This window comes from Azospirillum thiophilum (assembly GCF_001305595.1).
Classification (GTDB): domain Bacteria; phylum Pseudomonadota; class Alphaproteobacteria; order Azospirillales; family Azospirillaceae; genus Azospirillum; species Azospirillum thiophilum.
In genome coordinates, this window is record NZ_CP012401.1 from 1,139,387 (window position 1) to 1,152,281 (window position 12,895).

Annotated in this window: 13 protein-coding genes and 2 tRNA genes; 10 read left to right on the forward strand and 5 right to left on the reverse strand. The window is 67.8% G+C overall.

The features are described from left to right. Position 1: 1 nt before the first annotated feature. Complete coding sequence (locus tag AL072_RS05215) at positions 2–1,654, reverse strand: hypothetical protein (RefSeq protein WP_045581229.1); 1,653 nt, start codon at positions 1,652–1,654, stop codon at positions 2–4. 189 nt (positions 1,655–1,843) lie between these two features. After that, positions 1,844–2,338 (reverse strand): xanthine phosphoribosyltransferase, encoded by a 495-nt coding sequence (gene gpt, locus AL072_RS05220; protein WP_045581228.1) that lies wholly within the window; start codon positions 2,336–2,338, stop codon positions 1,844–1,846. Positions 2,339–2,559: 221 nt separating this feature from the next. On the opposite strand from gpt, the gene AL072_RS05225 reads away from it, so the two are divergent. Together AL072_RS05225 and AL072_RS05230 are read left to right on the forward strand one after the other, a co-directional pair. Continuing rightward, a tRNA-Arg gene (locus AL072_RS05225) sits at positions 2,560–2,636 on the forward strand. A 203-nt stretch (positions 2,637–2,839) separates the two neighbouring features. Next, a tRNA-Arg gene (locus AL072_RS05230) sits at positions 2,840–2,916 on the forward strand. Positions 2,917–3,044: 128 nt separating this feature from the next. On the opposite strand, the gene AL072_RS05235 is transcribed toward AL072_RS05230, so the two are convergent. Continuing rightward, the gene (locus tag AL072_RS05235; protein ID WP_045581227.1) at positions 3,045–3,263 is read right to left on the reverse strand and encodes a hypothetical protein; all 219 of its coding nucleotides are present in this window, start codon (positions 3,261–3,263) and stop codon (positions 3,045–3,047) included. Positions 3,264–3,476: 213 nt separating this feature from the next. Between AL072_RS05235 and AL072_RS05240 the strand changes: the two genes are divergently transcribed. Next, complete coding sequence (locus tag AL072_RS05240) at positions 3,477–4,325, forward strand: branched-chain amino acid aminotransferase (RefSeq protein ID WP_045581226.1); 849 nt, start codon at positions 3,477–3,479, stop codon at positions 4,323–4,325. Here the strand turns inward: AL072_RS05240 and AL072_RS05245 are convergent. After that, positions 4,301–4,606 carry a hypothetical protein gene (locus AL072_RS05245; RefSeq protein ID WP_045581225.1) on the reverse strand — a complete coding sequence of 102 codons (306 nt, stop codon included), beginning with the start codon at positions 4,604–4,606 and terminating at the stop codon, positions 4,301–4,303. The genes AL072_RS05240 and AL072_RS05245 overlap by 25 nt on opposite strands. Positions 4,607–4,745: 139 nt before the next feature. Continuing rightward, positions 4,746–5,378, reverse strand: a complete 633-nt coding sequence (locus AL072_RS05250) for a S24 family peptidase (RefSeq protein WP_045581224.1) — start codon at positions 5,376–5,378, stop codon at positions 4,746–4,748. 257 nt (positions 5,379–5,635) lie between these two features. Between AL072_RS05250 and AL072_RS05255 the strand changes: the two genes are divergently transcribed. The 7 genes from AL072_RS05255 to AL072_RS05285 all read left to right on the forward strand — a co-directional run bounded on the left by AL072_RS05255 (position 5,636) and on the right by AL072_RS05285 (position 12,872). After that, the gene (locus AL072_RS05255; protein ID WP_245636770.1) at positions 5,636–5,965 is read left to right on the forward strand and encodes a hypothetical protein; all 330 of its coding nucleotides are present in this window, start codon (positions 5,636–5,638) and stop codon (positions 5,963–5,965) included. Further along, positions 5,962–6,369, forward strand: coding sequence for a hypothetical protein (locus AL072_RS05260; RefSeq protein ID WP_045581222.1), 408 nt, complete (start codon positions 5,962–5,964; stop codon positions 6,367–6,369). Before AL072_RS05255 ends, AL072_RS05260 begins: the two co-directional genes overlap by 4 nt. Positions 6,370–6,383: 14 nt before the next feature. Then, on the forward strand, positions 6,384–7,952 hold the full coding sequence (locus tag AL072_RS05265) for a portal protein (RefSeq protein ID WP_045581221.1): 1,569 nt from the start codon (positions 6,384–6,386) through the stop codon (positions 7,950–7,952). Further along, positions 7,945–8,223, forward strand: coding sequence for a Bbp19 family protein (locus AL072_RS05270; protein WP_052709935.1), 279 nt, complete (start codon positions 7,945–7,947; stop codon positions 8,221–8,223). The genes AL072_RS05265 and AL072_RS05270 overlap by 8 nt, the downstream gene beginning before the upstream one ends. Before the next feature lie 44 nt (positions 8,224–8,267). Further along, on the forward strand, positions 8,268–9,062 hold the full coding sequence (locus AL072_RS05275; protein ID WP_045581220.1) for a capsid assembly protein: 795 nt from the start codon (positions 8,268–8,270) through the stop codon (positions 9,060–9,062). Between the two features lie 240 nt (positions 9,063–9,302). Beyond that, positions 9,303–11,633, forward strand: a complete 2,331-nt coding sequence (locus AL072_RS05280; RefSeq protein WP_045581219.1) for a putative bifunctional diguanylate cyclase/phosphodiesterase — start codon at positions 9,303–9,305, stop codon at positions 11,631–11,633. A 216-nt stretch (positions 11,634–11,849) separates the two neighbouring features. Continuing rightward, complete coding sequence (locus AL072_RS05285; RefSeq protein ID WP_158511042.1) at positions 11,850–12,872, forward strand: glycosyltransferase family 9 protein; 1,023 nt, start codon at positions 11,850–11,852, stop codon at positions 12,870–12,872. Positions 12,873–12,895 lie beyond the last annotated feature (23 nt).

The following is a 12,895-nucleotide window of genomic DNA, read 5'->3' on the forward strand; positions in this document are numbered from 1 at the left end:
GTCAGCCCACCTGCCGCGTCCGCTCCGACAGCTCGATCAGGTCCATCAGCTCGTTGCTCTTCCAGTAGCGCGACTTGCCGACCTCGGTGCGGGCGGTGGCGACGAGGTCGTCGATGATGGCCTGTTCGTCGGTGCCAAGCGTGCCGCCGCGTTCCAGCCGGTGCGACAGCAGGCGGGTCATGTTCTGGCTGAAGGTCGGGATCCAGCCGCTGACCCGCTGGCCGAACACGCCGGCCAGCGCATTGACGCGCAGCAGATGCTCCATCCGTTCGTCGAGCGGGTCGGTCTCCTCGAACTTCATCGCCTTCTCGACGTTGGCGCGCATCTCTTCCAGCAGGGTCTCGCGCCACTTCACCAGGTCGTAGGTCTCGAATCCGAACTCGCGCGACATCGCCTGCCAGCGCCACAGCAAGCGGTTCAGCCAGACGATGTCGGCATGGTCGATGACGGGCTGGCGCCGGGCGGCGGCGGCCTGGGCGGAGCGTTCCAGCGCCACGGTGGTGACGCGCGAACCGATGATCTTCGCCGCCTGGGTCCAGGCGTTGCGGAAGGCGGGTTCGCTGCGCCGGTCCTCCATCAGGCCGGAGGATGTCGCGGCGTGGACCAGCTGGTCCAGCCGCTGTACCAGGGCCTCCAGCCGCGCCTTCTCCTTGGCGCTGGGGCGGATGGCGGAGCCGGGAACGCGGTCGTTCAGCTTGAGCACGACGCTCAGCGCCGCGGTCAGCGCCCGGGTGACCCCGATGAAATGGCCGGTCAGCGCCGCGGTCACGGCGTCGCCGCGGCCGGGATCGACACCGCTCTGACGGATGTAGAGCGCGGCGACGGCGTAGTTGCGCTTCGTCGTCACCACCGACAACGGCAGCAGGTTCGCCAGATCGTCGCCGCAGCGGTCGCGCAGTTGGTCCGTCGCGTCCAGCAGGCGGTCGGCCATCCGGTTCGCCTCCGCCTCGTCGGCGCAGGATGCCGGGAAATCCTCCAGCCGGTCGGCGACCGGCTTCACCGCGCCTTCGGCATTGGCCAGGATCAGATGCATCAGCCGCAGCGTGCCGATGTCGATGGCCGGCGTCTTTTCCAGGAAGCCCGACATCAGCCGGGTACGGCGCGGCCGGTTGCGCGACAGTCCGGCCAGCAACTCGTCCACCGCCTTCTTGTTGGTCAGGACGGTGTCCAGATGCCTGACCGCTGCGACGCGCATCCGCTCCTTCATCACCATGGCGACGGGGGAGCGCAGCACGCGGTCGATCACGTCGCCGCGTGCCATCTCGTCCAACATCTCCTGCGCCTCGACCGCCAGCAGCGGAAAGGCGTCGCGGCTCATCGCCTCCCACAAGGCGCCGACATCGACCCGCTGCAGCATGCCGGGGATGACGACGCCGGCATGGTACAGCACGTCGTCGTCGATCAGGAAGGCTTCGAACAGGTTGGTGAACAGGCGCCGGGCCCGGTTGGTGCGCTGGCGGTTCAGATACTCGATGACATATTGGCGGACGAGCTGGACGCGGTCGGCCGGCTCGCTGTCCATGCCCTCGATCTCGCTGAGGAGGCTGTAGACGAGGCTGGCCGGCAGCCGGGTGACCAGCGCGTCGATCTTCCGCCGCAACTCGTCCTGGTGAGGCTCGTCCGGGCGGGTGTCGCCAGATGGGTCGTCGGTCATGCGCGAGTTGGGACGCGGTGTTGTGAAGCGATGATGTGAGGCAGGCGGGCGCGGACGTTCCGTGAGCCCGGTTGTAGTCCGGGAACGGTAAATTTTTTGTGATGCTCTTCGATATGGCCGGCCCGTATGCCGCGGCCACCGCGAAACCGGCGGAGACCGCGGCTGAGGTGCCGCATCAACCGTTTGGCGTCAGCCGTTCCGCTGCTTGGCGATCGGCTGCGAGAATTGCAGTTCGATGTCCCAGGGGAAATGGATCCAGGTGTCCTGGCTGACTTCGGTGATGAAGGTGTCGACCAGCGGCCGGCCAGCCGGCTTGGCGTAGACGGTTGCGAAATGCGCCTTGGGCAGCATCTTGCGCACGACCACCGCGGTCTTGCCGGTATCGACCAGGTCGTCGATGATCAGCCAGCCCTCGCCGTCGCCGGCATTGGCGCCCTCGACCCCCTTCAGCACCATCGCCTCGCGCTGGTTCTGATGGTCGTAGCTGGAGACGCAGACGGTGTCGATCATCCGGATCTCGAGCTCGCGCGCGATGATCGCCGCGGGAACCATGCCGCCGCGCGTGATCGCGATGATGCCCTTCCACGGGCCGCGGTCGATCAGGCGCCAGGCCAGCGCCTTGGCATTGCGGTGGAGCTCTTCCCAGGACACCGGGAAATGCTTGTTGAAGGGGGCTTCGGCCACGGGACTGACTCTCCAGAAACAGCAAGCGGACTGTATAACCCAGCCGCCGCCGCCCGGCAATCCGGGGTGCTTTGCGTGATCGGGCCGCTCCCCGAAGGCTTGGCGAAAATCGTCGAAAAAAGCGCTTGCGGGGCAGGGGGTGTTTGAGTATGTTGCGCGCCTCGACGCCGACGGCCTGCCGCCGACGCCGGGGACAGACGGTGGATGTCAGGATATACAAGGCGCCCGTAGCTCAGCTGGATAGAGCATCAGACTACGAATCTGAGGGTCAGGAGTTCGAATCTCTTCGGGCGCGCCATCCTCCGCAGCATGACAAGCAAGGCCACCTTCGGGTGGCTTTTGTCGTCTGGGGGCCACCGGAATCCATCTTTTCGACATGTGTCTTTTCTTCGCGAAAAGCGCTTGCGCAGGATGAAGGATTTGAGTAGGTTGCGCGCCTCGACGCCGGGGGAACACTCCGACGCCGCGGCAGACGGTAGGTTAAGTGTTAGGATATACAAGGCGCCCGTAGCTCAGCTGGATAGAGCATCAGACTACGAATCTGAGGGTCAGGAGTTCGAATCTCTTCGGGCGCGCCATCCTTCCTAAAAAAGATCAGGTACTTACGAGTGGGCGGCCTTCTGGCCGCCTTTCGTCGTTTTGGGCTTCCCACCGTAACCCTTCCGTGGGTCGGATGGTGCTCTGCGGGGCGCAGAACGGGTATCGATCAGATGAAATCCGGGTCGGTCGGCCGCGAGGGCGGCAGATCGCTGCCGGGAACCGGTACATCGGTGCTGCCGGGGCCGCCCGGGTCGGGCAGGTCCGGGTTGTCGGTGATCGGCACATCGACGACCGGAACATCCTCGTTCGGACGCGGTTGAGGGCGGGGCGCGGCGGCAAGGATGCCAGGGACGCCGGTCCCGGCGCCGGTCTCTGCGGTTTGCATGGCTCGTTTCCTGTCGGTTGGTCGCTTCGGTCAGGCAGTTCCCCGTTTCAACAGCGGATTCCGCAATCCGCTCCCTCATGCGGACCGGTTGACCGATGACGACGAGGGGGTATGCTCTTCGGAGATCACCATCGACGACGAACCACGAATGGGCGGCGCGAACCGGCGGCGCCCAAACCATAGGCACAGATCATCCGAGGGAAGGACGCAATCATGGGCGGCATGGCAGGGCAGGCGTGGAGCTGGATCCAGGGCGAATGGGTGGAGGGCAACCCCCCGATCGTCGGACCGCTGTCCCACACGCTGTGGCTCTCTTCGACGGTCTTCGACGGTGCGCGCGCCTTCCAGGGTGTCGCTCCCGACCTCGATCTCCACTGCGCCCGCGCCATCCGCTCGGCCCAGGTCATGGGGCTGGAACCGATGGTGACCGCGGGTGAGATCGAGGAGCTGTGCTGGGACGGCATCCGGCGTTTCCCCAAGGAGGCGGAGCTCTACGTCCGTCCGATGTTCTACGCCGAGGACGGTTTCGTTTCGCCGGCCCCGGAGAGCACGCGCTTTGTCCTGTCGATCTACGAGGATCCGCTGCCGAAGCCGACCGGCTTCGCCGCCTGCATCTCCACCCGCCGCCGGCCGATCCCGAGCATGGCCCCGACCGAGGCCAAGGCCGCCTGCCTGTACCCCAATGCCGGGCTGGCGCTGGTCGAGGCGCGCAAGCGCGGCTTCCAGAACGCCATCATGCTGGACGCCATCGGGAACGTGGCGGAATTCGCGACCTCCAACATCTTCATCGCCAAAAACGGTGTGGTCCGCACGCCGGTGCCCAACGGCTGCTTCCTGAACGGCATCACCCGCCAGCGCATCATCGCCCTGCTGCGTGCTGACGGCTTCACCGTGGAGGAATGCACCCTCACCCCGCATGACGTGCTGGAGGCCGACGAGGTCTTCTCCACCGGCAACCATGCCAAATGCGTTCCGGTGACGAAGGTGGAAGACCGGAGCTTCGCCGCCGGGCCGTGTTTCGAGCGGGCGCGGGCGCTCTACTGGGAATATGCCTTCCGCTGATCGCGGAGCGCGACCGCCGCCCGGCGGTGATGGGCCAGCGTGGCGGCCAGCCGGGCCAGCCACGCGTCGGCCCGCGCGGTTGCGGCGCTTTGCGTCCGGCGTCGGCCCGCGACCGCGAGGCGTGCCTCGGCCGCCAGCGACTCATGCAGATGGAGGGCGGCAGCGCGGCGCAGGGCGTTGGCGCGGGTTTCTCCGCCGAGGAGGACCACCCGCAGGTCGCTCTGCGGCGGTCGGCCGTCATGGGTACGGAGCAGGGCGTCGAGGCGGGAGGCGCGGTCCATGGAGTGGACGATAGCGCTTGCCGGATCTGGCTGTAAAGGCTAATTTTCCTAGGATAGGTGGCCGCGGGAAAAGGTATTTCCCCCCCAGGATACCATCTTGCAAAAGACTGGGAGAGGGGCGGCCGGACCGTGGTCTGCCTTACTGGCTGGCCCAGATGATCCTTGCCATCCAGGCGACGTCCGACAGCGGGATGCTGCGGTCGGGATGGGCGTGGTTGATCGACAGCAGTTCGATCTTCGTCGCGGTTTCGCGGATCAACTGCTTGGCCATCACCTCGCCGCCCCTGGTGCGGACGACGACGCGGTCGTTGCGGCGGATTTGTGCGGCAGGGGAGACGATGATGGTGTCGCCGTCGCGGTAGACCGGTTCCATGCTGTCGCCGGAAATCTCAAGCGCATAAGCATGGGGGTCGCCCAGGCTGGGGAAAAGCAGCTCGTCCCAGCCGCTGCCGGCGGGGAAACCGGCATCGTCGAAATAGCCGGCGGACCCGGCCTGTGCGTAGCCGATCACCGGAACCCGCTGCAGCGGATTGGTGCCGGTGCCGTCGCCGACCAGAGTGACGAATTCCGACAGCGAAGCGCCGGTGGCGTCCAGCACCTTGGAGATGCTTTCAGTCGACGGCCAGCGCAGCTTGCCGTCGCTGGTCGTGCGCTTGCTCTTGTTGAAGGTCGTCGGATCCAGTCCGGCGCGCCGCGCCAGTCCGGAAGCGGAAAACCCGTGCTGCGCCGCGAGGCGGTCGATGGCCCGCCAGATATCCGTGTGTTTCAGCATGGGACGATAGTCTCATAGATATGCGATCCGGTCCCTAGGAACTTTTTCATAAAACCATTGACCGGGCGTGGCAGCCGGAACATAACGCAAACATAAGGCGCCACCGCCGGCCGGTTCCAGCGGTTCCCGCACTTCCCCCGTTCAAATTCCGAAGCCGCAAGGAGACCAGCATGCTGAGTCCGGCCGCCACCCCTTTGTCTGCCTCTCCGCCTGTCCGGCAGCCGACCCGAGCCGTTCCGCTCCGGGCCGAGCCCTTCATGGCCGAGGGCCAGCCCTTCGCCGGGGCGGAGGAGGCGTGGTTCTGGGCGGTGCAGGCGCAGGACGCCAAGGCGGCTGGTGCACGGGTCGCCGCCGGACGGGGGCTGATCGAGCGGCCCTGCGAACCTCAGGACGTGCTGCGGGTGGTCGACCGGTTGTACCGGACGCGAAAGCTGCTGCGCGACCACTTGCATGTCCTGGTCCATTACGGTCGCCGCCAGGGCGCGCCGGAACCGGATCGCTTCCGTGAACAACGCGCCCACGCCCTGTGGTCCGAGGCCTTCGATCTCATCGGTCCCGCCCTGCGCGAGAAGGGCATCGCACGATGAGCACACCCAATGCAGGCGCGCCGGCGACCGCCTGGGTGGTCTACCGGGGGGAGGCGCCGCTGTGGTGGCTGCGCGTGTTGAAGCCGGGGTTCCGCCACTGCCTGGCCCTGCTGAACGATGGGCGGCGCTGGGTGGCGGTCGATCCGCTGGCTGGCTTCACCGACGTGGCGGTGCTCGACCTGCCCGCCGATTTCGACCTGCCGGGCTGGTATCGCGCGCAGGGGCTGACGGTCGATGCCGCTGCGCTGCGCCGCCCATCGGGTGCCGCCCCCTGGGGGCCCTTCACCTGCGTCGAGGCGGTCAAGCGCCTGATCGGCCTGCGTGCCCGCCGGGTGCTGACCCCCTGGCAGCTGCATCGCCACCTGAACCGCTCCTCCCCGCGGCATGCCACCGTTCGACCCTGATCCGGAGACCGCCGATGACCCAATCCCCAGCCATCAAAACGGCGTCCCGGAAGGCGAAGGAGCTGTCGGAGCCCGAAGCCTTGCTGGAGCGCTACCGGGCCGCGCGCGAACGCCGCGCCGTGTGGGAGCGCCACTGGCAGGAGTGCTACGATCATGCGCTGCCCAATGGCCGGCCCTTCCGCGGCGACGGCACCCCCGGCGAGCGCCGCGTCGACCGGCTGTTCGACGGCACCGCCCCCGACGCGGTGGAACAGCTCGCCGCCAGCCTGCTGTCGGAACTGACGCCCCCCTGGTCGCGCTGGTTCGGCTTCCAGCCCGGGCCGGCGCTGACCGGGGCGGAGCGCGACCGCGTCGCTCCGCTGCTCGACCGCACGGCCGGCATCGTCCAGGCCCATTTCGACCGCTCCAACTTCGCGGTGGAGATCCACCAGGCCTTCCTCGACCTCGTCACCGTCGGCACCGCCAGCCTGCTGATGGAGGAAGCTGCCCCCGGTGCCCCGTCCAGCCTGCGCTTCACCGCCGTACCGCTGGCCGAAGCGGTGCTGGAGGAGGGGCCGGACGGCCGGCTCGACGCCACCTTCCGCCGCAGCGAGGCGACGATTGCCCAGATCCTCCAGCGCTTTCCCGGTGCCGACCTGCCCGATGAGCTGCGCAAGCGGGCCGCCGACGAGCCCGACACCCGCTTTGCCCTGGTCGAGGCGGTGCTGCCCGACGGCACCGCCTATCGCTGGGCCGTGGTTCTGGACAGCGGGCTGGCCGAGCCGTCCTGGCTGGCCCAGGGGCGCTTCGCCCAGTCGCCTTTCCTCAATTTCCGCTGGCTGAAGGCGCCGGGCGAGACCTACGGCCGCTCCCCGGTGATGAAGACGCTGCCCGACATCAAGACCGCCAACAAGGTGGTGGAACTGGTGTTGAAGAACGCCTCCATCGCCGTCACCGGCATCTGGCAGGCGGAGGATGACGGGGTGCTGAACCCGGCGACCATCCGGCTGGTGCCGGGCACCATCATTCCAAAGGCGATGGGATCGGCCGGGCTGACGCCGCTGGCCAATCCCGGCCGTTTCGATGTGTCGCAGCTGGTGCTGGACGATCTGCGTGGGCGCATCCGCCATGCGCTGCTGATCGACCGGCTGGGGCCGGTGGAGTCGGCGCGCATGACCGCGACCGAGGTGCTGGAACGGTCCGTCGAAATGGCGCGGCTGCTGGGCGCCACCTATGGCCGCCTGCAGGCGGAACTGATGACCCCGCTGCTGCTGCGCGCGGTGTCCATCCTGCGCCGCCGCGGCGAGATCCCGGACATCACCGTCGATGGCCGGCTGGTCGAGTTGCAGCACCGTTCGCCGCTGGCCCAGGCCCAGGCGCAGCGCGACGTGCAGGCGACCCTGCGCTGGCTCGACAGCGTCAAGGCGCTGGGGCCGCAGGCGGAGGCCGCGATGGACGCCGCCGCGACCGCCCGTTGGCTGGGCGAGGCCTTCGGCGTTCCCGCCAAGCTGATGCGGGCGGAGGCCGCCGCACCCGCACCCGTTTCCGCACCGGCTCCTGCGGCATCGCCCGTGGAGTTGCCCGTGGAGGTACCCAATGGCTGAGCGCGCCGGCTGGGACTGGCTGGAGGCGCTGCCCTCCGACGGTCCGGATATAGCCGAGGTTCCCGCCGAGGTTCCCACCGATCCGGCCCCCAGCTTCGCCCGCTGCTTCGCCGGGGCCGACGGGTTGCGGGTGTTGACGGTGCTGCGGGCGATGACGCTCGACCGCGCGCTCGGTCCCGATGCGCCGGAGGCGGCGCTGCGTCACCTCGAAGGCCAACGCCAGCTGGTGGCCGCCATCCTCGCCCTGGTCGCGCGGGGACGGTCGGGCTGACCGACGATGTCCTTTTCCTTTTTCCTTCTCTGCTGGAGTCGATCATGGCCGACAATCTGCTGACCGCACCTGTCACCCCCGCCGCCGTGCCGCCCGTGTCCGATCCGGCCCAGCCGCCGGCGATCCCGGAGAAGTTCCGCGATCCCAAGACCGGCGCGCTGCGTGTCGAGGCGTTGCTGAAATCCTATCTGGAACTGGAACGCCGCCTGTCGACGCAGGCGCCGCCGGCCCCCCAGCCGGTTTCCGACCTCGCCTCCTCCGAACCGCCGCCTTTCGATCCGGCCGCGCTCGATCCGGCGCAGCTTCGCCGGCTGCTGGGAGCGCCGGACTCGGCGGACGGCTACCGGATCGCCTGCGACCACGGCATGTTCCAGCCCGACCCGGAAATCAACGGCCGCCTGTTCGACGCCGGCTATACCCCGGACCAGGCCCAGCTTCTCTACGACCTCGCCGCCGAGCGGATGGTGCCGCTGATCCAGCATCTCGCCGCCGAGTTCCAGGCGGAGCGCGAGGTCGAGCGGCTGGTCGCCCGCTTCGGCGGCGAGGAGCGCTGGCGCGAGGTGTCGCGTCAACTCCTGGCCTGGGCCGGAAAGACCCTGCCCGCGGCGGCGGTGGAGGGGCTGTCGACCACCTTCGAGGGAGTCATGGCGCTCTATTCGATGATGACCGGCAGCGAACCGTCGGCCCTGGCGATGGCGGGAACCCGCTCCGGGGGCGGCGATGGCGAGACCGAGCTGCGCACCCTGATGCGCGACCCGCGCTATTGGCGGGAGCGCGACCCGACGGTGATCGCCCGCGTCACCGAAGGCTTCCAGCGGCTCTATCCCGGTCAGGGCTGATCCGTCGCCGGGGCGCCTGACCGCGCCCCGGACCGGCGGTCCACCCTGTCAAGCTGGCGGTGCGCCGGTCCGGACGGGACAAACCGTCGCAGCACGCACCCCTCGTATCAGTTGGACAATTATCTGCTGCGTGTGCGAAGAAAAAATTCGATTGCGCGTTTGAAATGAAGACGCCACCTTTCCCTTCATGCAACTGACAATCCGTTTGTCGAACGGACGAGAGAGCGACGCCGGGCACCGATGACGCTGCGCCGCAAGATACGCTGGCTGACCTGGATCGGCCTGATCGGCTGCCTGATGGCGGCGATCCCCGCGCTCTTCCTGCTTCGCCAGGGCATGATCGCCGAACGGGGACAGGTGGCGGCCGCCCTGGTCTCGTCTGCCGAGGGGCTGCTCGGCGATCTGGACCGGTCGGCGGCATCCGGGGCGATCTCCGCCGACGAGGCGCGCGAGCGGGCGCGGCAGGCGCTTCGGGCGCTGTCGGCCAAGCCCTTCCATGTCACGATCTTCACGGACGGCGTCCTCCCTCCGGGCTGGCCGGCCCTCGATCGCGCCGTGACGGCGAACGGCCGGTTCGAGCCCTGGGGCTGGGCGATCGGCGCCGCTGGCGACATCGGCGACCTCGACCGCGATTTCCTGGTGGAGGCATCCGGCTTCCTGTTGTTCCTGGGCGCCCTTCTGGTGCTGAGCTGGCCGGGATCGCTGTTCCTGTCCCAGCATGTGGTCGGTCCGCTGGAAGCCCTGTCGGTCCGCATGCATCTCCTGACCCAGGGCCGAACCGACATCGACATCCCCGGTTGCGACCGCCGCGACGAGTTCGGCGCGATGGCCCGCGCCATGGAGTTCTTCCGCCGGGCCGCCATCGCCCTGATCGAGCGGGACGAGCGACTGGCCGGCATCATGAACAATGTCAGCGAGGCGATTCTCCTGGTCGATTCCAGCGGCCGGATCGAGGAGCACAACCCCGCCGCCGTCGCGCTGTTCGGCGTTCCCGCCGCCGCCCTGCGCGGGCGTACGCTGTCGAGCCTGTTCGCCGCTCCAGACTGCGGGCGGGTGGACGAACTGCTGGCCGATATGGACCTGCGGGAGGATATGGCGGCGCCGGTGCGTGCCGAGGCCCTGGGGATCGAGCGTCGGGATGGCGGCGAGCGCATCGACGCCTCGCTCAGCGTGTCGCCGCTGGTGGTGCAGGGGCGGCGCGGCTTCGTCTGCGCGCTGGCCGACGTGACCGACCGGCTGCGGCACGAGCGCGAGCTGATGCGACTGGCGACCCGCGACCGGCTGACCGGGCTGCCCAACCGGGCGATGATCGAATCGGTGCTGGAGCGGGCGGTGGAGCGCAGCCGCCGCCATGACCGCAATTTCGCCGTGCTGTGCCTGGACCTGTCGCGCTTCAAGCTGATCACCGACACGCTGGGCCATCAGGCCGGCGATGCGCTGCTGCAGGAGGTGGCGCGGCGGGTGGTCGCCAGCGTTCGCGCCGCCGATCTGGTCGGCCGCATAGGCAGCGACGACTTCGCCGTCATCCTGGAGGAGATCCGCGACGCCGACGAGGCGGCGGCCATCGCCGGCCGTATCCTTGACTCCTTTGACGCGCCGGTCACGCTGCCCGGCTGCGAGCATTACGTCCGCCCGGCGGTCGGCATCGCCGTCTATCCGGACGACGTGGCGGGCGAGGCGGAGGATCCGCAGGCGTTGCTGCGCGCCGCCGAGACCGCGCTCTATGCCGCCAAGCGGATGGGCGGGCGCCGCCATGCCTTCTTCCGCCCCGAACTGGCCGAGCAGGCCCGGCGCCAGCTGGCGCTGGACGGCGACCTGCGTGCGGCGCTGGCATTGAAGCAGTTCCGCCTGCATTACCAGCCCAAGGTGTCGCTGATCGATTTCTCGCTGGAGGGGTTCGAGGCGCTGCTGCGCTGGGAAAAGCCGGGGCATGGCATGATCCCGCCCGGTGAGTTCATCCCGGTGGCGGAGGAGACTGGCTTCATCGTGCCGCTCGGCGACTGGGTGCTGGACGAGGCCTGCCGGCAGATGCGCGAATGGCTGGATGCCGGGATGGAACCGGTTCCGGTCGCGGTCAACATCTCGCCGAAGCATCTTCGCAACCGCAGCGCCGAGGATTTCCGCCGGATCATCGACCGCCACGGCCTGCCCCCCGACCTCGTCGAGCTGGAGATCACCGAAGGCGCCGTGATGCAGGATCTCGACCATGCGCTTGCCGTGCTGGCAGCGTTGAAGGCGATGGGCATCCGGGTGGCGGTGGACGATTTCGGCACCGGCCATTCCTCCCTGAGCTATCTGAAGCGGTTGCCGATCACCACGCTGAAGATAGACCGCTCCTTCATCAGCGGCGTCCCGCAGGAGCGGGAGGATGCCGGCATCGTTTCCACCATCATCGCGATGGCCGACATGCTGGGCCTGCATGTGGTGGCCGAAGGGGTGGAGAAGACCGAGCAGGCCAATTTCCTGCGCCATCACAATTGCACCCAGGTCCAGGGCTGGCTGACCGGCCGCCCGGTGCCGGCGGACGCCGCCTGCAGCCTGTTGATGGAGCGGTTGCGGGAGATCGCGTGAATTTTGGAACGGCATGAATCGGGCCGCATGACAGCTTTGTCCGGTTCTTTTTCCCAGTGCGCGACCGGCGGATAACGGGCATTTCATATGTGGGACCGGATCCGGTCTCATGCATGCGGACCATTTGCCGTCCGCTTTGCGGACCATGCCAGTGCCCGCTTTGCGGACCATGCGACGGCCTTATATGGACTCACTCCGTTTCCGGACCGTATGACCATGCAGTCTTCCGATCACAGCGTTTTCGACCTGATGGCCCAGGCCCACAGGCGCTATGAAGCGCAGGATGCCGACGGGTTGCTGAGGTTGGCTTCGGCATTTGCGCCTGATGGGGATCATCCATCTTCCCGATTCAGGGAAGACATCGCGAACATGCTCCATAATCTCTCCTTCACATGCCATGCGGCCGGGAATCACGATGCTGCGTTGACCTGCTCCACCGAGGCTGCCCGTCTTCTTCCGGAAAGCCATTTGATCGGTCTTCACCGCTCCTACCTGCTGCTCGCCCGCCGGGCCTATAGGGAGGCCTGGGATCGGACTGTCTGGCAACGGGCGTTCCAACCGGCGCATCCGTTGATGTGGGATGGCGTCACCCTGATCGACAGGCGGAGTGCAGGCGGGGTTCGAGGTACTGTCCAAGGATATTGCGAACTGGTCTGCCTGCCCTTCGCGATGGGGCTGGGGCCGGAGGAGGTCGCGATGCCGGTCCCCTGCCTTCGCCCGCCGGCCAACCGCACCCGGCCTTGGCGCGAGGTCGTTGCCGCTCACGGCGGCATTCCGGTTGGTCTGATGTGGGCTGACCGTGGAGCCGGAAGCCCACGTTCTCTGCCGTTTTCCGCACTGCGCGGTTTGATGGACATATCCGGGATCCGCTTCTTTTGCCTGCAAAGCGACAAGGACAAAAGCCAGATCCATGAACAGATGCTCCCCGATAATTTCACTGATCTGGGGGTGCATGACTTGCAGAATACGGCCGCCATCATGAAGGCCATGCGACTGATCATCGCGCCCGACTGCGGGCTTGCCCATCTTGCCGGTGCGCTGGGCGTGGAAACCTGGATGTGCCTCTCACATGCCTGCGACTGGCGCTGGGGCAATGACGGCACCGGGAGCGACTGGTATCCGACTGCCACGCTGTTCCGCCAGGATGCTGCCGGACGAGTTGGGGAGGAAGCGTGGACCTCCGTCCTTTCCGCCATCTCCGGACGGTTGCGGCACCTCGTCCTTCACGAGTCGGAATGACATCGGCGGCGCATTTTTCCACG